Origin of the sequence: Streptomyces sp. IMTB 2501 (genome assembly GCF_001953885.1) — a bacterium.
In the GTDB taxonomy this organism is placed as follows: Bacteria; Actinomycetota; Actinomycetes; order Streptomycetales; family Streptomycetaceae; genus Streptomyces.
In genome coordinates this window covers 46,890-71,936 of the sequence record NZ_MQUS01000021.1, presented here as the reverse complement: position 1 = coordinate 71,936, position 25,047 = coordinate 46,890, and the positions used below count along the sequence as shown (strand labels likewise).

The 25,047-nt window shown below is 71.9% G+C and carries 20 protein-coding genes and 1 pseudogene; 6 read left to right on the top strand and 15 right to left on the bottom strand.

Annotation, left to right across the window (positions count from 1 at the left end):
• Positions 1–102: 102 nt before the first annotated feature.
• Positions 103–1,305, top strand: a complete 1,203-nt coding sequence (locus tag AV521_RS30530) for a putative PEP-binding protein (protein WP_371917081.1) — start codon at positions 103–105, stop codon at positions 1,303–1,305.
• Between the two features lie 54 nt (positions 1,306–1,359).
• Positions 1,360–1,598 (top strand): annotated as a pseudogene (locus AV521_RS30525) (methyltransferase); the annotation flags it as partial.
• A gap of 26 nt (positions 1,599–1,624) precedes the next feature.
• Here the strand turns inward: AV521_RS30525 and AV521_RS30520 are convergent.
• From AV521_RS30520 to AV521_RS30450, 15 genes are all read right to left on the bottom strand, one after another.
• Entirely contained in the window at positions 1,625–3,169 is a 1,545-nt protein-coding gene (locus AV521_RS30520) for an FHA domain-containing protein (RefSeq protein WP_076092840.1), read from the bottom strand.
• 33 nt (positions 3,170–3,202) lie between these two features.
• The gene (locus AV521_RS30515) at positions 3,203–4,543 is read right to left on the bottom strand and encodes a VWA domain-containing protein (RefSeq protein WP_076092838.1); all 1,341 of its coding nucleotides are present in this window, start codon (positions 4,541–4,543) and stop codon (positions 3,203–3,205) included.
• A gap of 80 nt (positions 4,544–4,623) precedes the next feature.
• Positions 4,624–6,012 carry a PP2C family serine/threonine-protein phosphatase gene (locus AV521_RS30510; protein WP_076092992.1) on the bottom strand — a complete coding sequence of 463 codons (1,389 nt, stop codon included), beginning with the start codon at positions 6,010–6,012 and terminating at the stop codon, positions 4,624–4,626.
• A 3-nt stretch (positions 6,013–6,015) separates the two neighbouring features.
• Positions 6,016–8,484 carry a serine/threonine-protein kinase gene (locus AV521_RS30505; protein WP_076092836.1) on the bottom strand — a complete coding sequence of 823 codons (2,469 nt, stop codon included), beginning with the start codon at positions 8,482–8,484 and terminating at the stop codon, positions 6,016–6,018.
• Positions 8,481–9,755, bottom strand: a complete 1,275-nt coding sequence (locus AV521_RS30500) for a hypothetical protein (protein WP_076092834.1) — start codon at positions 9,753–9,755, stop codon at positions 8,481–8,483. The genes AV521_RS30505 and AV521_RS30500 overlap by 4 nt, the downstream gene beginning before the upstream one ends.
• A gap of 41 nt (positions 9,756–9,796) precedes the next feature.
• Positions 9,797–10,828 (bottom strand): glutamate ABC transporter substrate-binding protein, encoded by a 1,032-nt coding sequence (locus AV521_RS30495; RefSeq protein WP_076092988.1) that lies wholly within the window; start codon positions 10,826–10,828, stop codon positions 9,797–9,799.
• A 14-nt stretch (positions 10,829–10,842) separates the two neighbouring features.
• Entirely contained in the window at positions 10,843–12,276 is a 1,434-nt protein-coding gene (locus AV521_RS30490; protein ID WP_371917078.1) for a hypothetical protein, read from the bottom strand.
• A gap of 147 nt (positions 12,277–12,423) precedes the next feature.
• Positions 12,424–13,407 carry an N-acetylglucosamine kinase gene (locus tag AV521_RS30485; protein WP_076092832.1) on the bottom strand — a complete coding sequence of 328 codons (984 nt, stop codon included), beginning with the start codon at positions 13,405–13,407 and terminating at the stop codon, positions 12,424–12,426.
• The gene (locus AV521_RS30480) at positions 13,398–14,663 is read right to left on the bottom strand and encodes a 6-phospho-beta-glucosidase (protein ID WP_076092830.1); all 1,266 of its coding nucleotides are present in this window, start codon (positions 14,661–14,663) and stop codon (positions 13,398–13,400) included. Before AV521_RS30480 ends, AV521_RS30485 begins: the two co-directional genes overlap by 10 nt.
• A gap of 7 nt (positions 14,664–14,670) precedes the next feature.
• Complete coding sequence (locus AV521_RS30475; RefSeq protein ID WP_076092828.1) at positions 14,671–15,564, bottom strand: carbohydrate ABC transporter permease; 894 nt, start codon at positions 15,562–15,564, stop codon at positions 14,671–14,673.
• Between the two features lie 2 nt (positions 15,565–15,566).
• On the bottom strand, positions 15,567–16,508 hold the full coding sequence (locus AV521_RS30470) for a carbohydrate ABC transporter permease (RefSeq protein ID WP_076092826.1): 942 nt from the start codon (positions 16,506–16,508) through the stop codon (positions 15,567–15,569).
• Between the two features lie 3 nt (positions 16,509–16,511).
• A complete protein-coding gene (locus AV521_RS30465) occupies positions 16,512–17,855 on the bottom strand; it encodes an ABC transporter substrate-binding protein (RefSeq protein WP_079249462.1) in 1,344 nt (447 codons plus the stop codon).
• A 53-nt stretch (positions 17,856–17,908) separates the two neighbouring features.
• Positions 17,909–19,120 carry an ROK family transcriptional regulator gene (locus tag AV521_RS30460; RefSeq protein ID WP_076092824.1) on the bottom strand — a complete coding sequence of 404 codons (1,212 nt, stop codon included), beginning with the start codon at positions 19,118–19,120 and terminating at the stop codon, positions 17,909–17,911.
• Positions 19,121–19,328: 208 nt separating this feature from the next.
• Positions 19,329–19,946 carry a Uma2 family endonuclease gene (locus tag AV521_RS30455; protein WP_076092822.1) on the bottom strand — a complete coding sequence of 206 codons (618 nt, stop codon included), beginning with the start codon at positions 19,944–19,946 and terminating at the stop codon, positions 19,329–19,331.
• Between the two features lie 137 nt (positions 19,947–20,083).
• Positions 20,084–21,193: a mechanosensitive ion channel family protein gene (locus AV521_RS30450; protein ID WP_076092820.1), complete on the bottom strand. Its 1,110-nt coding sequence runs from the start codon at positions 21,191–21,193 to the stop codon at positions 20,084–20,086.
• Positions 21,194–21,518: 325 nt separating this feature from the next.
• Between AV521_RS30450 and AV521_RS30445 the strand changes: the two genes are divergently transcribed.
• From AV521_RS30445 to AV521_RS30430, 4 genes are all read left to right on the top strand, one after another.
• Positions 21,519–22,055 (top strand): HNH endonuclease, encoded by a 537-nt coding sequence (locus AV521_RS30445; RefSeq protein ID WP_023550692.1) that lies wholly within the window; start codon positions 21,519–21,521, stop codon positions 22,053–22,055.
• Positions 22,056–22,329: 274 nt separating this feature from the next.
• Positions 22,330–22,563 carry a hypothetical protein gene (locus AV521_RS30440; protein ID WP_076092818.1) on the top strand — a complete coding sequence of 78 codons (234 nt, stop codon included), beginning with the start codon at positions 22,330–22,332 and terminating at the stop codon, positions 22,561–22,563.
• Positions 22,564–24,726, top strand: coding sequence for a 4-alpha-glucanotransferase (gene malQ / locus AV521_RS30435; protein ID WP_079249461.1), 2,163 nt, complete (start codon positions 22,564–22,566; stop codon positions 24,724–24,726). It begins immediately after the preceding gene.
• Between the two features lie 4 nt (positions 24,727–24,730).
• Positions 24,731–25,012 carry a hypothetical protein gene (locus AV521_RS30430; protein WP_076092816.1) on the top strand — a complete coding sequence of 94 codons (282 nt, stop codon included), beginning with the start codon at positions 24,731–24,733 and terminating at the stop codon, positions 25,010–25,012.
• Positions 25,013–25,047: the final 35 nt, after the last annotated feature.

The window sequence follows — 25,047 nt, the reverse complement described above, 5'->3', positions numbered from 1 at the left end:
CCGGTCCGTTGAACCAACTGGACACAGCGCGAAACCGCACGGGAGTACTGGGTGAACGGGCGACGGATTCAGGGATCCCTTCTGGTCGGCGGTGTGCAGAGTGTGCTGCGAGGCACCTGCAACCGCTCACGCAGTCCAGTTGACGGATCCATCCTCGTCGCCCCTGGTCTTGACGCGGGTCTGTACGACGCGATCGTGACGGCGCGTGCGGTCGTCTGCAGTTCCGGTGGGCTGACCGGTCATATGCAGTCCCTCTGCCGCGGCAGGGGAATCCCCGTGCTCCGCGTCGGCCAGGCAGACCTCGCCGACCTGGTCGGCGAAGTGACGCTGGACCTGGAGAGCCAGTCGGTCGTCATCGGATCCGGCGCGAGGGCCGGGGCTTCGAGGTCGTGGGCCGAAAGTCCGTCGGCGGACGATCTCGGCTCGGCGTGTGCGGTCATCGCGGACCTGGAGGACATCCACACGATCAACGCGTGCGGGCCCCCCGCACAGCGGGTCGACTGCTTCTTCGTCCGGGAGGAGTTCCTCTGCCTGGCGGCAGCCCTGCACCCGCTGGACTCCCTGGCCGGCGGCCCTGGCGACATCGCGGCCTACGGGCAGTGTGTCGCGGAACGGCTGTGCACCTACGCCGGCGCACTCCTGCCCGGCCAGCGACTGGTCCTGAGGCTTCTCGACCTCCGCTCCGACCACGCGGCCGACATCACCGGACTGGCCCCGGTGGGAGCCGAACCGAACCCCGAACTCGGCCTGCACGGCGCTCGCTGGCTGCTGGGTTCGACCGCCTACCGGGACGCCCTGCACGCCATGCTCGGGACCCTGCGGGGACGGCTCGGTGAGGATACGGGCCACGTGCACCTCTCGGTTCCGTTCCTCACCGACGAGAGGGAGTTCATCCAGCTCAGGGCGCACCTTGAGGTGCCGCGGGACGTGCCCTTGTCCGCGTTCATCGAGACACCCGCGGCGGTGCACGCCACCCCGGCGATCTGCGCGGCAGGCGCCAGTGAACTCTTCGTCGGCACGAAAGACCTGGTGCAGTTCTACCTCGCTGCGGACCGGACCAACCACCTGGTGGCCGACTCCTACCAGACCCGGCACCCCGCCGTCCTGGACGCGCTGTGCAGGGTGGTGGAGGCCGCGCGTGCCGCATGCACCCCGGTGAGGGTGTACGTGCTGGGTGCGGATCTCGCCCACTACCTGGAGCACTTGGCGACGCCGGACGGCTACATGATGTGTACCGCTGAACTCCAGCAGGTGCTCCTTCAGGGACAGCCCTGCCACCAGGCCCACGGGGGTGTACCCGGCTAGCGGGGCCCGGCCCGGCCGCTTGCCCGCTCAGCCCCTGTGGCCCACGGTGAAGGGCGCGGCGAGGGCAGGACGGAGCCGGAGGGCGTGTCGCTCGCCGGGCTGCCGGGCCGGGCCCGCGAGCAGGAGACGTTCCGCTTCCTGCTCGCGCTGACCCGGGGCGCCCTCGGTCCGCAGGAGGCCTGCGCGCTGTGGGAGCGCGAGGGCATGCCGGAGCGCGAGCGGTACGGCGTCACGGCGACGGCCAGCACGCCTGGGCCTGGCTGGACGACCCGGCGAGGCCGTACGCCTGGCCCTGCCGTGACCGTCCCCCGGGTGCCGCTCAGGCCCGCCGGATGGTGATCGTCGTCCAGGCGCCCACGTGCACCCGGTCGCCGTCCTGCAGCGGCACCGGCACGAACGGCTGGATCGGTTCCTCGGACATGTTGACCGTGGTGCCGTTGGTCGAGTTCTGGTCGACGACCGCCCAGCTGCCGTCGGGCTGCTGCACCAGCACCGCGTGCTGATGCGAGACGCCCGGGTCCTCCGGCGGTACCGACAGGTCGACGTCGGGGGTGTCGCCGGTGGAGTGCCGGCGGCGGCCGATGGTGAGCTGGTTGCCGTTGAGCGTGCGCTGCTGCTCGGGCGAGTACGCGGGCAGGTTCAGGCCGGCGGCCTCGGGCCCCGAGCGCTGCATCATCGCCATGAAGTAGTCGCGGTCCGGACCGATGGTCGCCGTCCAGGTGACCGGTCCCGCGGGCCGCTGCGGGAAGCCGGGAACGGGCGGCGGGGCCTGGGTGGCGCCGGGCTGCGGGTAGCCGTAGCCGCCACCGGGACCACCGGAGGGGCCGGGGGACGACGGCGGGGCCTGGGTGGCGCCCGGCTGCGGGTAGCCGTACCCGCCACCGGGACCTCCGGAGGGGCCGGGGGACGACGGCGGGGAGATCACCCAGTCGTCGTCACCGCCGCCGACCGGGGGCCGGCCGGTCTCGCCGGGGAACGCGGGCGGCGCGGGCGGACCCGGCTGCGCATACGCCTGCGAGGGACCGCCGGGAACGGCACCGGGGCCGGGCGGGGTCGGGCCGGGCGGCGGCGGGACCGGACGCGAGGGGGCGCCGCCGAACCCGGAGGGACCGGGCACGCCGGGACCGCCCTGCGGCGGGCCGGGAGGAGTGGGAGCACCGGGACCCGAGGGCTCCCGGCCGAAGGGCGGGGGCGCACCGGGCCCGGACGGCTCACGCCCGAACGGCGGCGGGCCTGCGGGAGCACCGGGCCCCTGGCCCTGACCGGGACGCTGCCCAGGCCCCTGGCCGGGACCCTGCCCCGGGCCGCCGCCGAAGCCGGACGGACCACCGGGAGCACCGGGAGCACCAGGAACCGGTCCCTGGCCCGGGCCGCTGCCGAAGCCAGGCGGATCCGACGGACCCCCGCGGTCGTTGCCGAACGGCGTCGGGCCCGACGGCTCGCTGCCGAAGGACGGGATCGGCTCGGCGGGCCGGTTCACCTGCGAGGGCCGCGAGCCCTGGTACTCGTACCCGTCACCGCCGCCGTAGGTCGCGCTCGGCGGCTGGAAGCGCGGCTGCGGCGGGCGCGGCGAGGCCGGGGTGTACGAGGTGGCCGTGTTGGTCAGGAAGTTCCACCGGCACTCCTCGCAGAACGGCGCGCCGCCCTCGCGGGGCGTACGGCACTGCGGGCACATCTCCGGCTCCTGGGCCGACGCGGCGGGCGGGCGGCCGCCGGCCGGGCCGCCCTGCGCGGGCGGGAAGCCGTATCCGCCCGCGGGCGGGGGCGGCGGCGGGGGCGGAGGTACGGCACCGGCCATGCGGTGACCGCAGACCTCGCACCAGTCGTCGGAACCCGACTGGTGTCCGTTCGGGCAGGTCGGCATGTCGGCGGTTCCCCTTCTCCAAAGCTTCCAGGGTCACTTCTTTACACGAACAGTCTTTGTGGACCGGGTCTCCAAGGTCATCTCATCCGCCTCGGCGACCCTCGTCTTCAGACGCACAGTACCTGTCGCGGCGTCGACCACGTCCACCACCTTCGCAAGCAGTTTCGCAGTATCGGCGTTCCCCGAGGCACTCGCGAGCTGAACAGCGCGCCCCAGTTTGGCCGTTGCTCCATCGAAATCGCCCGCTTTGCGAAGGTCAAGTCCTTGCTGGATGGCTTGTGCCAGTTCGGCCTGCCCGGTGTAGTGGGCGACTTGGGGGTTGATGGACGTGGAGGCCGTCATGTCGTCGGTCCACACCGCCCGTACGAGGCCCTGCGCACCTACGTTCTGTACCGATCCGTCCGGTTGGGGCACGACCAGGGACACCCGCGCGGCGAGCATCTCCTGGCCGAGACCGGCCGCCGGGACCTCCACGCACACGTGGTAGTCGCGGGACTCGTCGCCCCAGGACCCGGTCGGATAGTCCCCGGCGCGCGGCCCGGCCTCGGTGCGGCGGTCGGTCAAGTCCTCGACGGTGGGCGCGACTTGCTTGACGAACCTGATGGCCGTGCCGACCGGTGCCCACACCCGCAGGGCGACGTCGGCGACCTCCTTGCCCATCGCCGTCTCCATCATCCGCGTGAAGTCGGCGGCGAGACCGGCCGGGTCGGCGACGATGTCGGCGCTGCCGAGGAGCGCGGAAGCGATCCCTGTGACTTCTTTCACTTCCCAGTCGGTGCCCACGCCCCGCGCGTCACAGGTGAACCGTCCGGCACACGCGTCCAGCGCCGCGCGCAGATCCTCCGGCGACTCGTGTTCGTTGCGGCCGTCGGTGAGCAGGATGCCGTGCCGGATGGTGACGTCGTCCGAGTTCAGCAGCCGGTCGGCGAGCCGCAGCCAGGTGCCGATGGCCGTACCGCCCCCCGCGCTGAGCCGCCGTAGCGCCTGCTTGGCCTGCTCGCGGGTGGTGGCGTCGGCCGTCGCGAGCCCGCCGCCGCCCGGATAGACCTCCTTGGCCACGTGCGTGCCGCCGATCACCGCGAAGTGCGTGCCGTCGCGCAGGGCGTCGATCGCGGCGGCCGTGGCGTCCCGGGCGCCCCGCATCTTGGTCGGCGGGTAGTCCATCGAGCCGGAGCAGTCCACCATGATCGCCACAGCGGCGGACGGGCCGCGCCCGGCCGGGCGCACCGGGGTCACGGCGCTGCCGACGGTGCCGCCGCCGGTCGCCGTCACGGTGACGATGGCGTTGACCTCGCGCCCGCCCTCCGGCAGGTACTCGTTCTGGTACACGTCCATCGAGAACTGCGGCACATGCGACTTCGCGAAATTGGCCATGCGTACTCAAATCCCCCTTGACCGCCCCGCTGAAGCAGGGCGATGGCTGTGAACAGACCGGTCCCCTCCGGCCCGTGGCCTCAGGCCGATCCTGCCCCCTGCATCGGTGCCGGGAACGGCACGACGGCCACTGTTACGTTGTCGTGGCCCCCGCCGTCCAGGGCGTGGCCGACCAGCACCCGGGCGCTGTGCAGCGGGCGCTCGGCCGCGTCCCGGGGGATGGCCTCGGCCATCTCCTCGGCCGTCTCGGCGTAGTTCCACAGGCCGTCGGTGCACACCACCACGACGCCGGAGCGGTCCGGCTTGAAGGACGCGGTGTGCGGCTCCAGTTCGTAGGCGTCCGCGCCGAGCCAGCCGGTGATCGCGTGGGCGCGCTCGTCGGCGTACGCCTCGGCCTCGCTCATCAGCCCCGCGGCGACCATCTGCGCGGCCCAGGAGTCGTCCTCGGTGAGCCGGGCCGCGGGCGCGGACCGGTCGTCCGGCACCCAGTAGACCCGGCTGTCGCCGACCCAGCCGACGACCAGGAGCCCGGAGGCGACGACCGTGCCGACGATCGTGCACGCCGGGGCGTTCTGGTGCGGGGCGTGCTCGCGGGCCGTGGCGGGTTCCTCGGCGAGCGCGTTCACGGCCTGCGCGGCGGCGACGATCGCCTCGTGCATCGCCGTCTGCGGATGCGTGCCGCGCGGCAGGGCGGCACGCAGCGTGTCACCGGCCGCCTGGGAGGCGGCGGTCGACGCGGCGTCGGGGCGGGTCGCGGAGGACACGCCGTCGCAGACGACCGCGAGGACGGCCGGGGTGCCGTCGGGCAGCGCGGTGTGGCCGACGCTGAAGGCGTCCTCGTTGCGGTGGTGGCGCAGGCCCCGGTCGCTGACGGCGGCCACCGGGCCCGACTCCTGCTCCATGTGGTCGCGTTCGCGGGGCTGGGCGTGCCCGCAGTTCTCGCAGTAGCCGTCGCTGTCCACCCGGCCCGCCCGGCAGGCCACGCACAGCTGTGCGGGCTCCTCCGGTACGGCGATGTGCTCGGGGCTCCCGGCCACCCGCGGATCGGGCGCCTGCAGCGGGTACTCCTCCGGCTCCGCGGGCCGGTCGAACCGCACCCCGGACCCGGCCGGCCGCCGTGGCTCCTCGGCGCCGGACTCGGGCCCCTCCGGGTCCGTGCCGGACGCCTCCGCCGTCCCCGGCTCGTGGTCGTGCAGCGGCTCGCCGCCCGAGTCGGTGCCGGGCAGATCGGTCGGCAGATGCACCGCCGGCGGGGCGGCGGAGCTCTCCGGTTCGGGGGCGGGCCAGGCAACGCCCTCCGCGTCCTGACCGGCGGAGCCGGTCATGGTGAGCGTCGGATGGTCCTGCGGTGGCGTGGGTACGACGGAGAGGTCGTACCCGCACGCTCCGCAGAAGAGGTCACCCGACTCGACGGGCTCCGCGCAGCTCGGGCACTTCGCCAGTGCGGCCTGCTGGGGCATCTGCGACATCAACTACACCCACGTCCGGGGGCGGTAACGGTTGGCCCGTTCCACCAGTTCGATCCTCTCCTCGCCGCCGGGCGCCAGCCGGGCCAGCGTGCGGTAGGCGCGCTCCAGGCCGAAGCGGAGGCCCCGCTCGTCCAGACCGCTGCCCAGCAGCACCCGTCCGCCGTCGGCGGGACGGCTGCCCTGGCCTCCGGAGAGTATCCAGTCCAGCGCCGAGCCGAGCACTTCCGCCGCCAACTCCTCGCGCCGCGCCGGGTCCAGACCGTACGCGTCCAGCGCCTCGACCTGCCCGGCGGCGGCCGTCAGGTCGTCCAGGAACGGTACGTCACCGGCGCTCGCCGTGCGTTGTCTGAGCCGCGCGCGTACGGCGGCGACCCGGGCGGCCGTGTAGTGGATGGACGACTCCGGCACCGACTCCAGCGTCCGCACCGCACCCTGCCGGTTCCCGGCCGCGAGCTGCACCCGGGCAAGACCGAAGGCGGCGCTGACGAAGCTCGGGTCGGTCGCCCACACCAGGTGGTAGTACTCGGCCGCGTTGTCCAGCTGGCCCAGCACCTCCGCGCACAGACCGAGCGCCAGCTTGGGCGCGGGCTCGCCGGGGAAGGCGTCGTAGATCGCGTCGAAGGCGAGCGCGGCGCCCTCGAAGTCACCGGTGACCAGTCCGGCCAGGCCCCGGTACCACACCACCCGCCAGTCGTCCGGCCGTTCCTCGTCCAGCTTGGCCAGACCCATCAGCGCCGTCTGCTGCTCACCGCTCTCCAGCCGGGCGCGGATCTGCCGCAGCCGGGTCTCCACGGTCTGGGTGGGCGCCGCGTCGAGGGCGCTGATCAGCTCGGCCGGCGCGGAGGCCAGCAGACCGGCCAGGAAGCCGGCGTTGGGGTCGCCGGGGTCGACCAGCGGGACGGGCAGGGCGAGCGCGGTGGCCGGGGTGTCCACGGGCCGGACCAGGGCGGCCGGGGGCAGTGCCGGGGCGGCGGGCGCGGCCTTGCGCACCTCCCGTGCCCCCAGCCGGGACACGTCACCGTCCAGCCGTGGGAACAACTCCCGGTCGGTGACCCGCACCTCGGGTCCGAACTGCGTCGACAGCGCGGGCCGCGGCTGCCCGGTCTGCAGCGAGACCACCTCGCGCAGCACACCGGTCAGCTGCTCGGCCATCTCCTGCGCGGAACCGAACCGGCGGGCCGGGTCGGGGTCGGTGGCGCGCACCAGGAGCCGGTAGAAGGACTCGTAGCGGCGGAAGACCTCGATGGTGTCCGGATCGGGCAGGGAGTCGGCGTAGACGTTCGTGTAGCCCTGGAAGTCGAAGGTGAGCACCGCGAGCGTACGGCCCACCGTGTACAGGTCGCTGGCCACCGACGGGCCGGCATCGGCGACCTCCGGGGCCTGGTAGCCGACCGTGCCGTAGATGGCCGACTCGTCGTCGTCCATGCGGCGCACCGCGCCCATGTCGATCAGCTTGAGCTGGTCCTCGGTCTGGATGGCGTTGTCGACCTTGAAGTCGCAGTAGAGGAGGTTACGGCTGTGCAGATGGCCGAGGGCTTCGAGGGCCTCGATGCCGTAGGCGCAGGCCTGCTCGACCGGCAGCGGATCGCGGCGGCCCTCGGGTGTACGGCGGGCGTTGGCGATCTCCTTCAGGGACTTGCCGCCGACGTACTCCATGACGATGTAGCCGTCGAGGGAGCCGGTGCGCTGGTCGAGGTGCTCGACGAAGTTGTAGATCCGCACGATGTTGGCGTGCTCGATCTCCGCGAGGAAGCGCCGCTCGGAGATCGCGGCGGCCATCGCGTCCTGGTCCCCGGTGTCCAGCAGGCCCTTGAGCACCACCCACCGGTCGGAGACGGCCCGGTCCACGGCGAGATAGACCCAGCCGAGCCCGCCGTGCGCGAGACAGCCGACGACCTCGTACTGGCCGTGCACCACGTCCCCGGTCTTCAGCTTCGGCACGAACGAATACGGGTGCCCGCACTTGGTGCAGAACCCCTCCGTACGGCCCGGCCGGTCACCGCGGGCGCGGCCGACGGGCGCCCCGCAGTCGGAGCGCGAGCAGAACCGCTTCCGCTCCGGCACCTCCGGGTTCTCCAGCACCATCACGCGCGGGTCGGGCCGCGGCACCTGCGGCACGTGCACCAGCCCGGCGCCCAGCCGTCCCCGCGTGGGCGTCCCCGAGGAGGAGCCGGAGCTGCGCACCGACACCGACCGCTCGCTGGACCGGCCCGACAGCGAGCGCGAGAGCCGCCCCGACACCGACCGGCGCGACTTCGACGACTGCGAGGACGTACGCGAACTGTGCGAACCACGCGAACTGCCACTGTCCACCGCGCCCCTGGTGAGCCCGGTGGGCGGCGAGCCGACCATGCCTTTCGCCGACACCACCGGTGCCAGGCCGCAGGTGTCGCAGTACAGCTCACCGCCGCCGACGTCCTCGTACGACCCTTCGCAGTCCGGCCGCTGACACGTCTGCCCCGGCTGACTCATGCCTGGTCCCCCTCACGGTCCACCGGCGCGCCCGGCCGGCTCAGCAGATCGGCCGCCAGCTGCTGATAGCGCAGCACGGCCTGCTCGGCCACCCGCAGATCGCACGGCGCGCTCCACAGCATGCGGCGGGCCGCGTCGTACCGCTCGACCAGGAACGGATCCTCGGCGAGGCCGTTCCGGGCGACCTTCGCCTTGTACGCGTCGAGGCGGCCGCGCAGCTCGGCGCGGACCGCGAGCGGCGCGGTGACCGCGGTCAACGACTCGCGGGCGCGCAGCAGTTCGTCCTCGGCCTTCTGCTCCAGCGACTCCAGCAGCGGGGAGAGCCGGTGCCACTGCGCCTGCCTGCGGTACTCGGCCGCCGTCGCCAGCTGCTCCTGCAGCACGGTCGGCGGGCCGCTCACCACCGGCACCTCCGTCGCCGCGATCTTCGCCAGCACCTCGCCGCGCGCGGTACGGGCCTCGGCGAGGGTGCGGTCGGCGCGCGAGAGGACGTCCCGCAGCCGGATCAGCCGTGCCTCCGCGTCCTGCCGGACCGTCAGCACGGCGTCGATCTCCCGGCGCACGTCCTCCAGGGCGCGCGCCTCCCGGTCGTACACCGTGGTGTCGGGACGGCCGCCGCCGGGCGCCGAACTGCCCTCGGCCGGCACCCAGAAGGCGAGCGGGTCCGAGACGACGTCCTCGCGCAGCTTGGTCAGCGTGCGCGTGATCCGCTCCAGGTCGTCACCCGCCGGGTGCTCGCCGGGGCGTACGCCGACGGAGTGCGCGAGCTTGCGGGTGCGCTGGAGTTCCGCGGCGAGTAAATCGATCCTGGCGGGCAGCGCCGACCACACCGCGTCGGCGGCGACGACCAGGTCCAGGCTCGTCGCGTACAGCTCGTTCATCCGGTCCACCAGGGCGGTCAGCGAGTAGGTCTCGCTGAGCCGGCCGCTCCCGGCGACGGTCACGGACTCGCCGCGCAGCAGCTCGGTCAGCTCCACCAGGTCCTCGCGGGTGGACCAGCGACGGCGGCCGCGGATGTCCCGGGCGGAGCGCAGCGCGGCCGCGTACGCGTCGAAGTACCCCCACAACAGGGTGATCTGCCCCTCCGTGGCCTGCCAGCGTTCGCCCGTGACGCCGGTCAGGCGGGCGCCTTCGAGGAGTCTGCGGCCCGCGTGGTCCTGCAGGGCCAGCAACGAGGTCTCGATCGCCTCGTGCTCCTGGCCGAGCCGCGCCAGCGCACGGTCCACCTCGTCCCGGTCCATCACCGGCCCGGCGGGGTCCGTGACGCCCATCGATCACCTCTCGCTGCTTGTGTTTCCCGGTCGGATGCGGCTCAACTCGTCCGCAGATACTGCGGTGCGGGCGGTTTGGACGGGCCCGAGTCCTTTCCCAGTGTCGCCGACAGCCAGGTGTCGTACGACGCCTGCCAGCCGCTCGCGCGGTAGTCCACCAGAACGCGATTGACCCGGCGTACCAGATCGGAGGCGTCCTTCTTCATCGCCACGCCGTAGTAGTCGGTCGTGAACGCCGTGCCCTTGAGTTCCACGGTCGGGTCCTGCGCGGCCTGGCTCGCGGCGAGCGCGCCGTCGGTCACCACCGCGTCCGCCTCGCCCAGTTGCAGCCGGACCAGACAGTCCAGCTGGTTCGGGACGGTGGTGGAGATGTCGGTGGAGGCGGGCAGGGTGCCGGCCTTCTTGTCGGCGTCCAGCTTGGTGTACGCCGTCGAACCGGCCGCCGTGCACACCTTCTTGTGCGCCAGCGTCGAGTTGTAGCCGGTGATCGAGGACGACTTGGGCGCGAGCACCTGCTGCCCGGTCTTGAAGTAGGGCGCCGAGAAGGCCACCTGGGCCAGCCGCTCGCAGGAGATCGTCATGGTCCGTACGACCATGTCCACCCGCCCGTCCTGGATCGCGGAGATCCGCTGGTTGGTCGGGATCGCCTTGAACTGCACCGCGTTCGGGTCGCCGAGTATGTCCTGCGCGATCCGGTGCACCAGGTCGATGTCGAAGCCCTCCAGCTCCGCGCCCTCGGTGTTCGGATTGCGGTAGCCCCAGTGGTAGCTGTTCTGGTCGACGCCGACGATCAGCTTGCGCTTGACGCCGGTACGGGACTTGATCGCGTCGATCGTCGGGCCGTCCGCGCCGGACGGCGACAAGGTCTGGTTCTGGGCGTCGGCGGCCGTGCAGTTCCCGGCGCGGGCCTGCACACCGTCGGCGACGGCCTGGCCGCCGCGCCACGGAGCCTGCCGGGTCTGCTGGGTGCACGGCAGCAGCAGCACGAACGCCAGCGCCAGCGCGCACAGCACCGCCATCGCGCCGACCCCGCCCCAGCCCCGCAGGGAGGCCCGCACACGCTTCGCGTACATCGTCATGCCCCCTGTCACCGGTACTCCGACAGCCTGCGCCCGATGCCGGACACCGCGCCGGCCGCGCCGAGCACCGCGAGCACGGCCGCGCCCACCGGAAGACCGGTCATGGCGTCCCGCCCGTCACCGGCGGCCTGCTGGAACTCGGCCTGCTCGTGGTCGATGGCCTGGGCGAGATCGCTGTCGACACCGTCGAAGCACTCGCCGGTGGCGCCCTTGGCGCCGATGACCTTGTCCAGCGCCTGCTGGTAGTTGCCGTCCTCGTCCTCGGTGCGGGCGGACGCGTGACGCTGCTTCCACACCGCCATGTTCCCCTCGGCCGTCTTCACCGGCGTACGGCCGCCCTGGTCGTCGGCGAGCTGCTCGGCCCGGGTCAGCCCCTTGCCGAGGGTGGTCATGTCCTGGTCGAAGGCGTAGTAGTAGGTGTCGTACGGCCTGCCGTCGACCGTGATGGTCTCGGCGCCGCGCGCCACCAGGCTCAGGTTCTCGTTCCCACGCGCCTTCAGGGAGGCGATCCGGGCGTCGTGCAGGACGGTCAGTGAGCGGATGCCGTGGTCGTAGGAGCCGTTCAGCTCCGCGCGGGCCACCGCGTGTCCGACGACGAGCCACAGCAGGGCGACGGCGGTGGCGCCGGAGGCGGCGACCAGGCCGTGGTTGAGGACGCGGTTGGTGCGCCGGTACGTGCGCTGCTGGGCCCAGCCGAGCGCGGCCAGCGCGAGCACGCCGAGCGCGATCGCGATCCACGGATACGGAGTCGCGTCGCCGTAGTCGGCGTCGAGCCGCTGGTTCTCCTTGGTGTAGAGATCCTCCGCCGCCGGGAGCATCTCCTTCTGCATCTTCTCGTTGGCGTAGCGCAGATACGCGCCGCCGACCGGATACCCCTGCCGGTTGTAGGTCCGCGCCCGCTCGATCAGCCCCTTGTACTCGGGCAGCAGCGTGTTCAGCTTGCTGATCGCCGCCTCGGAGGCGGAGCCCGGCTCGGCGTTCGCGGCGGCCGTGATGAGTCCGGCGGCGGCCGTACGGATGTCCTTCTCGTACCGGTCGCGGGAGTCCGCGGTCTCCTGGCCGCCGGCCAGGAAGCCGCTGGAGGCGGCCGTGTTGGCGTCCGCCAGCGAGCGGTAGATGTCGGCCGCGCCGGAGCTGAGCGGCTGGCTGCGGTGCAGCACGTCGTCCGCGGCGGCCGCCCGCTCACTGGCCTGCCAGGCGGTGACCGCGCCGAACGCCACGACCAGCAGCGCCAGTACGGCCCCGATGATCCGCAGCCGGCCCGGCTCGGTGGTGGCCGCGGACCGCAGCCGGTCGGCCCCCTCGGCGAACGCGGTGCGCCGTCCGGACGGCGCGGGGGAGCCGACGGGGGCCGGGCGGCCGGGCTGTGCGGGGACACCGGGGACGGCGGGCATGCCGGGGCCCGCCGCTGGCGGTGCCGCGCTCTTCGGCGGGTGTGTCACTCGACCTCCCCCAGGGTCATCCGTTCGCCGCCAAGTATCGCCGCACGGACTGACATCCGCACCGGCCTTCACTGGATCTTGATCGGATCGCAGCGTCCGCTGCTCATGAATACGCCCTGTGCAGGTGTTCGGTTCCCCCGGGGACGGTCAGCCTTTCCAGTACCCCCGCGCCCGCTCCCGCTCCTGCGCCCCCGCCCCCAGCCGGTCCAGGCCCAGCAGGGCCGCGCCCAGGACCGGGCTCGCCGTCACCACCCGGACGTCGGCCTTCGGGGCGCGGGCGGTCAGCAGGTCGCGGACGGCGTCGTTGAGCAGGGCGTGGCCCGCCGTCAGCACGCTGCCGCCGAGCAGCACCGGTGTCTCCTCGTCGAGCAGGTCCAGGCGGGTCAGCGCCACCGTGGCCATCACCGTCACCTCCTCCGCGAGCCGGGCGACGATCGCGCGGGCCACCGCATCGCCCTCGGCGGCCGTGGCGAACAGCACCGGCGTCAGCTCGTGGCGGCGGTCGTGGTCGACGTGCTCCAGATGCAGCGCCTCGATGAGCGCGTACATCGTCGGCAGGCCGAAGTGGCCGGGGAGTGTGCGGGCGAGGGCCGTCGGCTCGCCCCGGCCGTCCTCCGCGCGGGCCGCGAACCACAGCGCCTCCTCGGCAAGGCCCCAACCGCCGCCCCAGTCACCGGAGATACGGCCGATCGCCGGAAAGCGCGCGGTACGGCCGTCGGGGCGCATGCCGACGCAGTTGATGCCCGCGCCGCACACCACGGCCACCCCGCGCGGCTCGGCGACGCCCGCCCGCAGGACCGCGAAGGTGTCGTTGCGCACCTCCACCGACGCGCCCCAGCCGCGGGCCTTGAGCGCCGTCGCCAACTGCTCCTCCTCGACGGGCAGATCGGCGTTGGCCAGACAGGCCGAGACATGGGAGACGGCGGCCACGCCGGCGTCCGCGAAGGCGCGCGCGACCGGTTCGGCCAGCGCGTCCAGCGCCGCCGTCACCCCCACCGCGGGCGGGCGGAAGCCGCCGCCGCGGGCCGTGGCGAGGACCTCCCCGGCGGCGCTGACCACGGCCACGTCGGTCTTGCTGTTGCCCGCGTCGATGGCGAGCACCCCTGCGGGAACGGGTGAGGTCAGGCCCACGCGAGGTGCTCCCGGTTGTGTGCGATCAACTGGTCGGTGAGGGTGTCGGCGTATGCGTACTGGCCGATCAGCGGGTGGGCGAGCAGTGCGCGGAAGACCCGGTCCCGGCCGCCGCGCAGGGCCGCCTCCAGGGCCAGGTCCTCGTACGCCGTCACGTTCGCGACCAGACCGGAGAACAGCGGGTCCGGCTCGGGTACCGGCAGCGGCGCCGGGCCGTTCGGGCCGACCGCCGCCTGGACCTCGATCACCGCGTCGTCCGGCAGGAAGGGCAGCGTGCCGCCGTTGTACGTGTTCACCACCTGGTACGGACTTCCCCCTCCGCCCAGCAGCGCCGCCGCCAGGTCCACGGCCGCCTCCGAGTAGTAGGCGCCGCCCCGCTGGGCGAGCAGCGCCGGCTTCCCGTCCAGGGCCGGATCGCCGTACATCGCCAGCAACTCCCGCTCCATGGCGGCGACTTCGGCCGCTCTGGACGGCTTGGTGCGCAGCTCACGCACGACCTCGTCGTGGGCGTAGTAGTAGCGCAGGTAGTAGGAGGGGACCACGCCGAGACGGTCCAGGAGGGGGCGGGGCAGACGGAGGTCCGCGGCGATCGCGTCGCCGTGCTCGGCCAGCAGCTTGGGCAGGACGTTCTCGCCCTCCGGGCCGCCGAGGCGCACATCTGTTTCCCAGGTGAGATGGTTCAGGCCCACATGTGCCAGATGGACATCCGCCGGGGCCACGCCCAGCATGCCCGCGAACTTCCGCTGGAAGCCGATCGCCACGTTGCACAGTCCGACCGTCCGGTGCCCGGCCTGGAGCAGGGCGCGGGTGACGATGCCGACCGGGTTGGTGAAGTCGATGATCCACGCGCGCGGGTTGGCACGGCGGACCCGTTCGGCGATGTCGAGGACGACGGGCACCGTGCGCAGCGCCTTGGCCAGGCCGCCCGCACCGGTGGTCTCCTGGCCGACGCAGCCGCACTCCAGCGGCCAGGTCTCGTCCTGCTGCCGGGCCGCCTGGCCGCCTACGCGCAGCTGGAGCAGGACCGCGTCGGCGCCGTCGACGCCCGCGTCCAGGTCGGCGGTGGTGACGATGCGGCCCGGGTGGCCCTGCCTGGCGAAGATCCGCCGGGCCAGGCCGCCCACCAGCTCCAGACGCTCGGCGGCCGGGTCCACGAGGAAGAGTTCCTCGATCGGCAGGGTGTCCCTGAGCCGGGCGAATCCGTCGATGAGTTCGGGGGTGTAGGTCGAGCCTCCGCCGACCACGGTGAGTTTCATACAGGAATCAACCCTTCACTCCGGTGAGCGTGACGCCCTCGACGAACGCCTTCTGGGCGAAGAAGAACACGACGATCACGGGTGCCATGACCAGCACGGTCGCGGCCATCGTCAGGTTCCAGTCGGTGTGGTGGGCGCCCTTGAAGGACTCCAGGCCGTAGGACAGGGTCCAGGCGCCGGGGTTCTCGGACGCGTAGATCTGCGGGCCGAAGTAGTCGTTCCAGGCGTAGAAGAACTGGAAGAGGGCTACGGCGGCGATGCCCGGCCGGGCCATCGGCAGGACCACCTTCAGCAGCGTCCTGAGGTCCCCGCAGCCGTCGACCTTCGCCGCGTCCAGGTACTCGTTCGGGATCGTCATCAGGAACTGGCGCAGCAGGAAGACGGAGAACGCGTCCCCGAAGGCCATCGGGATGATCAGCGGCCACAGCGTGCCGGACAGATCCAGTTGCTTCGCCCAGAACAGGTACATCGGGATGATGATCACCTGCGGCGGCAGCATCATCATCGAGATCACCAGCATGAGCGACAGACTGCGGCCCCGGAAGCGGAACTTGGCGAGCGCGTACGCCACCGGGATGGACGACACCACGGTCAGCACGGTGCCGAGACCGGCGTAGATCAGCGTGTTCTTCCACCAGGTCAGAAAGCCCGGCGTGTCGAAGACCTTCCGGTAGTTGCCCCACTCCCAGGTGTGCGGGACCAGATCGCGGCTGAGCGCCTGGGTGTCGCTCATCAGCGAGGTCAGGAGCACGAAGACGAAGGGGAGGACGAAGAAGAGTGCGGCGGCGACCCCGAGGGAGTGGACCGCGATCCACTCCAGCAGAGCCCTGCGCCGGGCGGTGCGCTCCGCCCCCGACACCGGGGCAGCCAGCTCGACGGGCTGGTCCAGTACTTGGGTCATGGTCAGTCACCTGCCTGGATGAGACCGCCCCGGCGCCGCATCAGGAACCCGGTGAACACCATCGACAGGGCGAACAGCACCAGGGCCACGACACAGGCCGAGCCGTAGTCGAAGCGCTGGAAGCCGAGGTTGTAGACGAGCTGGGGGAGCGTGAGCGTGGACTTGTCGGGGTAGCCGGGCTCGAACTGGGTGCCCGCGCCCTGGATCACGCCTGAGGCGACCTTCCCCGCGATCAGTGGCTGTGTGTAGTACTGCATCGTCTGGATGACACCCGTGACGACGGCGAACATCACGATCGGCGAGATGTTCGGCAGCGTGACGTACCGGAAGCGCTGCCACGCCGAGGCGCCGTCCAGCTCCGCCGCTTCGTACTGCTCCGTCGGCACGTCGAGCAGCGCGGCCATGAAGATGACCATCAGATCGCCGATGCCCCAGAGTGCGAGCAGGGTGAGCGCGGGCTTGGACCAGGCCGGGTCGTTGAACCAGCCCGGCGCCGGGATGCCGGCCTTTTCGAGGATCGAGTTGACCGGCCCGGTACCGGGGTTGAGAAGGAAGGCGAAGGCCATGGTCGCGGCGACCGGCGGGGCGAGATACGGCAGATAGAACAGGGTGCGGAACACACCCGTAGCCGTCTTGATCTTGGTGATGAGCAGTCCGACACCGAGCCCGAAGACGACCCGCAGGGTCACCATCACCACGACCAGCCACAGTGTGTTGCGCAGGGCCGGCCAGAACAGCGGATAGTGCTCGAAGACATAGGCCCAGTTCTTTCCCCCGCTCCACGTCGGCGGTTTGAAGCCGTCGTAGTGCATGAAGGAGAAATAGACCGTCGAGATCAGCGGATACGCGAAGAAGACCGCGAAGCCGATCAGCCAGGGCGACATGAAGGCGACCGTACGAAGCGCCGACCTGCGGCGCTTCGACGCCAGAGTGAGCGCACTCATCGGCTACTTCGCCTGCGCGATGTCCGTGTCGATCTGAGCGGCCGCGTTCTTCAGGCCGGACTTCAGATCGGTGACCTTGCCGCTTTCGTAGTCATAGCCGAGCTGCTGGATCGTCACCAGGTACTGACCGCCGTTGACCGAGGCGGGAGAGGTGGTGGAGTTCGGGTCGGCTGCGATGTCGAGGAACGTCTTGAACCGGGGGTCGTACTTCAGCTTCGGCGATTTCAGCGCGGCCAGTGTCGAGGGCACGTTGTGGATGTCGTTGGCGAAGCCGACCACGGCGTCGGTGTCCGTGGTGACGTACTTGACGAACTCCCAGGCCGCGTTCTGCTTGCGGCTGCTCGCCGCGATACCCGCGATGGTGCCGGTGATGTACCCCTTGCCGTACTGCGCGGCCTGGTCGTCGGGCACCGGCAGCGGGGCGACGCCGATGTCGAACTTCGGCTTGGCCTGCTCGGCCATCCCCAGCCGCCACTCGCCGTCGAGCTGCATGGCGACCTGACCGGTGTGGAAGGGGTGCTTGGGACCCCATTCGTCACCTAGGGTCGCCCGGAACCTCTCCAGCTTCTGGAATCCGCCGAGTTCGTCCACGAGCCGCTTCTGGAGGGAGAATCCCTGCTCGAAGGCCGGGTCCTTGGTCACATTCGACTTGCCGTCCTTGCCGAAGTACGTCGGCGAGAACTGCGCGAAATAGTGCTCGGTGGTGGTCTCCCAGCCGTGGTAGTCCGGCATGAATCCGAGCTGCCGGTAGCTGTCGCCCTGCGCGATGGTCAGTTTCTTGGCGTCGGCCTCGAACTCGGACCAGGTCTTCGGCGGGGCGGCGATGCCGGCCTTCTTGAACGCGGTCTTGTTGTAGTAGAGCCCGTACGCGTCACCGAGCAGCGGCACCGTGCAGCGGTCGCCGTTGAACTGGGTGTACTCGTTCATCGGCTTCGGGAAGGTGGTCTGCGGGTCGATGCCCGACTTCTTGAAGAAGGGGTTGAGGTCGGCCAGCGCACCCGAGGAACAGAACTTGCCCACGTTGTTCGTGGTGAACGAAGAAATCACATCGGGCGCCTTGTCACCCCCCGACCGCAGTGCCTGGTTGATCTTGTCGTCGGTCATGTCGCCGACGATGTTCACGTGGATGTTGGGGTGCGCCTTCTCGAAGCCGGCGACCAGCGACTTGACGGCCCGCACCTCGTTCTGCGCGCTCCAGGCGTGCCAGAAGTTGATCGTCGTGTCCTTGGAGGCGTCGTCGGTGGCACCGGAGCCGGACTGTCCGGTACAAGCGGTGGCGAGCAGGGCGAGGGAGGCGGTGAGGGCAAAAGCCGCCTTTCGGGCAGCTGAGGGTATGACTTCGGGCATGGCGAGGTCTCCCAGAGGGCGGGTTGGTGAAATCGGTGACGGAGCGGGCCGCTCTAGCGCGAGGTGTCGAAGACCTCGTCGCGGGTGGTGACGAGCGCGGACTCCAACGCGCCGCGCAGGACGGGGTGTTCATGGACGTCCCCGACGACCAGCCGGGGGCGGGCCGCGGCCAGCTCCTCCAGCTCGGCCTGGACGAGGGCGCGCAGCACCTCGCCGCCGGCCGTCAGCGCGGAGCCGCTGAGAACGACGAGTTCGGGGTCGAGGACGGAGACGAGCGAGGCGAGACCGGTGGCGAGCCGGGTCGCGTAGGTCTGGAGGAGTTCGCGATAGGGGCCGGAGGCGTGATCGGCGCCCCGGGCCACGATTTCGGCGGCGACCTCGGTGTACGGCCCCGAGGGAAGGTCGGGGATGCCGAGTTCACGGGCCAGCTTCGGTACGGCCTGGGAGCCGGCCAGCTCCTGGTAGCCACCGCTGTTGGCCTTGGTCACCTGCCGTACCAGGGGGGTGCCCGGCACCGGCAGGAAGCCGACCTCGCCGGCACCGCCGGTCCAGCCCCGGTGCAGCCGGCCGCCGAGGACCAGGGCGGCACCCAGGCCCTCCTGGCTCCACAGGAGCACGAAGTCCGCGTGTCCCTTGGCCGCCCCGAGCCGCTGTTCGGCGAGAGCGACGAGGTTGACGTCGTTCTCGTACTCCACCGGCATCGGCAGCGCGGCGGCGAGTTCGTCGAGCAGGGTGGGGGAGTGCCAGCCGGGCAGGTGGGAGGCGTAGCGCAGCCGACCGGTGTTGGGGTCGAAGGCGCCCGGGGTGCCGATGACGAGCCGGTGCACATCGGACCGCGCGAGCCCGGCCGCCTTCACGGCCCCGTCGAGCGCGTCGCTGACCTGCTGGACGACGGGCCGCGCGGGATGCCGGCCCGGGGTGGGCAGTTCGTACTCGCCCACGGTCCGGCCGGTGATGTCGGCCACGGCGGCGCGGATGCGGTGGGGGGCGACGTCGAGCCCGGCGGCGTACGCGGCGGCGGGGTTGACCGCGTACAGCTGGGCGTTGGGGCCCGGCCGGCCCTCGCTGGTGCCGGTGATCCGGACCAGACCGGCCGCCTCCAGGCGGGCCAGCAGCTGGGAGGCGGTGGGCTTGGACAGGCCGGTGAGCTTGCCGATCCGGGTGCGCGACAGCGGCCCGTGCTCCAGCAGGAGGTCCAGGGCGGCGCGGTCGTTCATGGCGCGCAGCACACGCGGGGTGCCCGGCGTACCGGCGGTTCCTGCCATGGGGTCGACACCTGCCTCTCCAGCCGCCCAGCTTCCCAGTGACCTGGCCGGACGTCCAGTCTTGATCACCGGTCGCCGGTCGCCGTAGATCACTGTTAGGAAGGTTTCCTATTCGGGTGGGAGGAACGTAAGCCCAGGACGAAGGGGGCGTCAATAGACAACGGGCCCGAGGAGACGGAGTCGTTACCTCGGGGCCGTTGTCTGGGGTTCAGTTCTCTAGAAAGGGAGCGGTGTCGAGGGTGGGATAGGGGTCCGGGAGGGGGAGGGGGTCGCCGAGGGTGACCTTGGTGTCGGTGGCGTAGTACGCCTCGGTGGGGTCGTCACCGGGGAGGACGGGGTCCGTGTAGCAGTGGGCCGTCTTGGAGTGGCGGTTGATCAGGACGTAGATCGGGACTCCGGCAGCTGCGTAGGCGCGGAACTTGGGGCCGGTGTCGGTCTTGTGGTTGGTGGAGGTGACTTCACCGACCAGGGCGAGCATGTCCATGGGGTACCGCCCCCCGTTGGCTCCGCGATATGCCGCGTCAAGGTCAGAGGCCCTTCTGTGACGCACGTAAAAGTCCGGAGCGAGCGACGCCACGGTGCGGCCGTCCTTGTCGGCGGCGCGGAAGGCGCTGCCGAAGCCGACGAGGGGGAATCCGGCCGAGCGGAACTGGATGTACAGCTCCCCAATGCCGTCGTTGTGGTCTTCGTCGGGATACGGCGGCACGATGATCGTCCCCTCGACATACTCCGGTCGAATCGGCACCGGCGATGCCTCTTCGATCGCGCTCAACAGGTCGATGGGGTCCTGCGTCATGACCGGCTCCATGATCGGTTCGGCGCTCATCGCTTCTCCTCGTCACGCTGATGCCAGGCTAAGCCCGCGCTGGGCGCCCCGGCAGAACGATGGGGCACCCCGTGCGCACTGCGCGCCGGAATGCCCCACCTGTTCACTCGAACGAGTGTGCTGAACCGTTCCGCTCGCTACTTGGCCGGAGGCTCCGGCTGCTGCGGAGCTATCGGCGTCGTCGCCTTCGCCTGCGCGGAGTCCGCGTTGGAGAAGACCGAGGGGGCCGCGACCGTGGCCGTCGGGTCGGGGGTGCCCGCCGCGTCCTCCACCGCCGTCGTACCGCCCACGATGCGGATGTGCGCCGCGTCGAACGCCCGCTTGATGCGCCAGCGCAGTTCGCGCTCGACCGTCAGCGCCTTGCCCGGCATCGTCTTGGCCGAGACCCGCACCACCATGGAGTCGATCAGGACCGAGTCCAGGCCGAGCACCTCCACCGGGCCCCACAGCAGCTCGTTCCAGGGCTCTTCCTTGCTCATGTGCCCGGCGACCACGTCCAGCGTCTCCTTGACCTTGTCCAGGTCCTCGCCGGAGCGGACCGTGACGTCGACACCCGCCGTCGCCCAGCCCTGCGAGAGGTTGCCGATCCGCTTGATCTCGCCGTTGCGGACGTACCAGATCTCGCCGTCCGAGCCGCGCAGCTTGGTCACGCGCAGCCCGACCTCGATCACCTCACCGGTGGCCACACCCGCGTCGATCACGTCGCCGACGCCGTACTGGTCCTCCAGGATCATGAACACACCGGAGAGGAAGTCCGTGACCAGGTTCCGGGCGCCGAAACCGATCGCCACACCCGCGACACCGGCGGACGCCAGCAGCGGCGCCAGGTTGATCTTGAAGGTGGACAGCACCATCAGCGCGGCCGTACCGAGGATCAGGAAGCTCGCCACCGAGCGCAGCACCGAGCCGATCGCCTGCGAGCGCTGCCTCCGTCGCTCGGCGTTGACCAGCAGCCCGCCCAGCGCCGTGCCGTTCACCGCCTCGGCGGTACGGCCCATCCGGTCTATCAGTTTGGTGATCGCCCGCCGCACCACCGAGCGCAGCGCCACCGCCACGACCACGATCAGCAGGATCTGCAGCCCCATCGCGAGCCAGGTCGACCAGTTCTGCTCGACCCAGCTCGCCGCGTTCGTGGCGCTCTGCTGGGCGTCCTGGAGCGATGGCACGGCGGGTGTCGTCCCCGACGGGGAAGGAGACGGGGTCGGCGACGCACCGGCGGCCAGTAGGACGGCGGGCAAGGACGACACGGCAGTACCTCCAACGTGCTGCGCAGTACGTACCGGTGGGGCGGTCAAGGTCTTCAAGGTCACGAGAAGGTCACCGGACGGACAGGACAACCACACTAACGGGGCATTGTGTGTGTCCCGCGCGGATCAGCCAAGGAGGGGCGCAGGAGAGACGGGTCTCACCCTGGCTTGAACAGGCCATGATCCGGGGGATGAATCGGATGTGGTCGAAAACACTCCCAGCCCGTTACCGGGACATGGTGGCGCTTCCACCAGGCATGAGGGGAGACTGACTGCAGATCGTCCCGGCGCGAGCCACGCGCCGCCGACGCCCAAGGAGGCACCCGTGCCGCATGTCCTGGTTCTCAACGCGTCGTACGAGCCGCTCGGCGTCGTACCGCTCCGCCGCGCGCTCATCCTCGTCCTGGAGAACAAGGCTGTCTCCCTAGAGGAATCCGGCGCCTTTATGCACAGCGCAACCGTCACAGTCCCCGCACCCAGCGTGGTCCGGCTCAAGCGATTCGTCCGGGTTCCCTATCGGGGGCCCGTTCCTCTCACCCGCCGCGCGCTCTTCGCCCGCGACGGGGGCCGGTGCATGTACTGCGGTGGCGTCGCAACCAGCGTCGACCACGTCATCCCGCGCAGTCGCGGGGGCAAGCACGTCTGGGACAACGTGGTGGCCTCCTGCCGCCGCTGCAACCACGTGAAGGCCGACCGTCACCTCGTCGAGCTGGGTTGGCGGCTGCGGCACAAACCGGCTCCACCGACGGGGCTGGCCTGGCGCATCATCGGCACCGGGCATAGGGATCCGCGCTGGCTGCCCTATTTGCAGCCGTACGGCGCGGACGACGCTTTGGCCCGGATCGACGGCATATCCGCCTAGATCCGGGCCCGTGTTGTTTTGCGCCTGATGGGGGCGTGGTGATTGTGGTGCGGCGGCCGCGGGTCGGTCGTGGCCGCGCGCACCCACGCGACGGACCGTATGTCGACAGGTCGACACGGCCCCGCCCCGCCTCTTTCGGGTGCTCGTTCAGCCTCCTTCAGGTGCTCCGGAAACGGGCGCGAGTGCGGGCGCCGTCTCGGGGTAGGCCTGCCGTAACCCGTTCAAAGCCGCATCATCCGACCGGCTCGTTCGACCGACCCGAAGGAGACCCCTCGTGGCCACCCCCACACGACTCTCGATCCCGGCCCAGTGGAAACCTGAGGCGGACCCGTCCGCCGCCACCGACGACGCATCGCTGTGCGTCTTCAGCGCCGAGAGCGCCTGCGCCCAGGCCCCACTGACCAGCGAGCCGCCCCTGCCCGACGCCGAGCCCCTGACCAGCGAGCCACCGCTCGCCGAGGCCACCCCGCTGACCAGCGAGTCCGACGCCTTCGGTGTGGGGTTGTAGATGACCGCGGGGTTCGAGGACGCCGGGGACTCCGAGGGCTCCGGGGACGCGGATCTCGCCCGGCTCGCCGAGCTGCACGGCGTCGCCACCTCCTACAGCCCCGCCCCGGGGCGTACGGTCGCCGTTCCCGCCTCCGCGGTGGTCGCCGCCCTGGCCGCCCTCGGCGTCGCCGCGGCCGCCCCCGACGCCGTACGCACCGCGCTCGCCGCACGGGAACGCGAGCTGCGCGAGCGCCTGCTGCCCCCGACCGTCGTGCACTGGGCGGGTGACCCGCAGGGCCCCGCCGCCCTGGCCGCACTGCCGCCCGGCACCCGTCTGCGCGTCGAGACCGAGGACGGGGAGGAGCGGGAGACGGCCGAGGGGCTGCCGCTCGGGGTGCACCGGGTGACCGCCGTCGCACCCGACGGACGGACCGGACACGCCCACCTCGTCGTCGCCCCCGACCGGCTGCCCGCCCCGCCCGGCCGCTCCTACGGCCTGCTCGTCCAGCTGTACTCCCTGCTCTCGCGCCGCTCCTGGGGCATGGGCGACCTCGGTGACCTCGCCGAGCTGGCCGGCTGGGCCGGACGCACCGCCGGCGCCGGATTCGTCCAGGTCAACCCGCTGCACGCGGCCGTACCCGGCGCCCCCACCGACCCCTCCCCGTACCGCCCGTCCTCCCGCCGCTTCCCCGACCCCGTCCATCTGCGGATCGAGGCCGTCCCGGAGTTCGCGTACGTCACGGACCGCGAGCGGCTCAGCGCCCTGCTGGAGCGGGCCGAGCGGCTGCGCGCCGCCGTCCTCGACAAGGGCGCCCTCATCGACCGGGACGCGGTGTGGGAGGTCAAGCGCGCGGCCCTGGAACTGGTCCTGGCCGTCCCGCTGAGCCCCGGCCGCCAGGCCGCCTACGACGACTTCCGCGCCGCCCACGGCCAGGCACTCGACGACCACGCCACCTGGTACGCCCTCGCCGAGACCCACGGCTGCGACTGGCACCGCTGGCCCGACGGGCTGCGCGACCCCCGCTCGGCCGCCACCGCCCGCGCCCGCACCGACCTCGCCGACCGGGTCGCGTTCCACACCCGCCTCGCCTGGCTCACCGACGCCCAGCTCCGCGCGGCCCAGCGGGTCGCGTCGGAGGCCGGCATGCCGGTCGGGATCGTGCACGACCTCGCCGTCGGCGTACACCCCGCCGGCGCCGACGCCTGGGCCCAGCAGGACGTGTTCGCCGCCGGCACGTCCGTCGGCGCCCCGCCTGACGCCTTCAACGCCCGCGGCCAGGACTGGGGCCTGCCGCCCTGGCGCCCCGACCGGCTCGCCGCCACCGGCCACGCCCCCTACCGCGAGCTGCTGCGCGCCCTCTTCCGCTACGCCGGCGCCCTGCGCATCGACCATGTCATGGGCCTGTTCCGGCTGTGGTGGGTCCCCCAGGGCAGCCCGCCCACCGAGGGCACGTACGTCCGTTACGACGCCGAGGCCATGCTCGCGATCCTCGCCCTGGAAGCGACCCGCGCCGGGGCCGTCGTCATCGGCGAGGACCTGGGCACCGTGGAGCCCGGTGTGCGCGAGACGCTGCAGCGGCGCGGGGTGCTCGGCACCTCGGTGCTGTGGTTCGAACGCGACTGGGAGGGCGACGGGCGCCCGCTGCCGCCCGACCGCTGGCGCGCCGACTGCCTGGCCACCGCCACCACCCACGACCTGCCGCCCACGGCCGCGCGGCTCACCGGTGACCACGTCGACCTGCGCGACCGCCTCGGCCTGCTCGCCCGCCCGGCGGCCGAGGAGCGCGCCGAGGCCACCGCCGACGCCGCCGAATGGCTCGCCCTGCTGGGCAGCCTCGGCCTGGTGGACCGCAGCGCCGCCGGGCCGCCCGGCACGGACGAGGAGGAGGAGATCCGCGCCGTCCACCGCTTCCTGCTGCGCACCCCGGCCCGGCTGATCGGTGTCTGGCTCCCGGACGGCGTCGGCGACCGCCGCCCGCAGAACCTTCCGGGGACCTGGGACCAGTACCCCAACTGGCGGCTGCCGATCGCCGACCGCGAGGGCCGGCCGGTGCCGCTGGAGGAATTGACGGCCATGCCCCGACTGAGGGCACTACTCGCCGTATTCGCAAAGGTCGGGGGTGTGTCCGCCCCCGCTAGGGGACCCCGGGCGCGCGCCGTTCCGGGTGGTTCGCTAACTTGAGATCGTGGACAAGAAGAACGCCCTGCGCGCCGGCGCCCTGGCCGCCGGTACGACGCTGATGATGCTGCTCATGTCGTCCCCCGCGCTCGCGCTGACCCGCGACGACGGTGACGACCCCGGCCCCGGCCTGAGCGTCATCCAGACGCTGGGGCTCTACGTGCTGATCCCGGTCGCCCTGTTCGCGGTCATCGCCGGTCTGGTGATGGCGCTGGACAGGTCCAAGATCAGGACCATCAAGCCCTCGTCCAACACCGACGCGAAGTCCGGGGCGGGCGCCAAGGCCTGACCGGACCCCGGGTTCCTCCGCCGGGGGCGCCGCCC

Coding starts and splice junctions, on each gene's coding strand:
- AV521_RS30520 (WP_076092840.1), bottom strand. CDS start 3,169: ATGCCGACCTGCCCGAACGGACACCAGTCGGGTTCCGACGACTGGTGC.
- AV521_RS30515 (WP_076092838.1), bottom strand. CDS start 4,543: ATGGCCAATTTCGCGAAGTCGCATGTGCCGCAGTTCTCGATGGACGTG.
- AV521_RS30510 (WP_076092992.1), bottom strand. CDS start 6,012: ATGTCGCAGATGCCCCAGCAGGCCGCACTGGCGAAGTGCCCGAGCTGC.
- AV521_RS30505 (WP_076092836.1), bottom strand. CDS start 8,484: ATGAGTCAGCCGGGGCAGACGTGTCAGCGGCCGGACTGCGAAGGGTCG.
- AV521_RS30500 (WP_076092834.1), bottom strand. CDS start 9,755: ATGGGCGTCACGGACCCCGCCGGGCCGGTGATGGACCGGGACGAGGTG.
- AV521_RS30495 (WP_076092988.1), bottom strand. CDS start 10,828: ATGTACGCGAAGCGTGTGCGGGCCTCCCTGCGGGGCTGGGGCGGGGTC.
- AV521_RS30480 (WP_076092830.1), bottom strand. CDS start 14,663: ATGAAACTCACCGTGGTCGGCGGAGGCTCGACCTACACCCCCGAACTC.
- AV521_RS30475 (WP_076092828.1), bottom strand. CDS start 15,564: ATGACCCAAGTACTGGACCAGCCCGTCGAGCTGGCTGCCCCGGTGTCG.
- AV521_RS30470 (WP_076092826.1), bottom strand. CDS start 16,508: ATGAGTGCGCTCACTCTGGCGTCGAAGCGCCGCAGGTCGGCGCTTCGT.
- AV521_RS30465 (WP_079249462.1), bottom strand. CDS start 17,855: ATGCCCGAAGTCATACCCTCAGCTGCCCGAAAGGCGGCTTTTGCCCTC.
- AV521_RS30460 (WP_076092824.1), bottom strand. CDS start 19,120: ATGGCAGGAACCGCCGGTACGCCGGGCACCCCGCGTGTGCTGCGCGCC.
- AV521_RS30455 (WP_076092822.1), bottom strand. CDS start 19,946: ATGAGCGCCGAACCGATCATGGAGCCGGTCATGACGCAGGACCCCATC.
- malQ (WP_079249461.1), top strand. CDS start 22,564: ATGACCGCGGGGTTCGAGGACGCCGGGGACTCCGAGGGCTCCGGGGAC.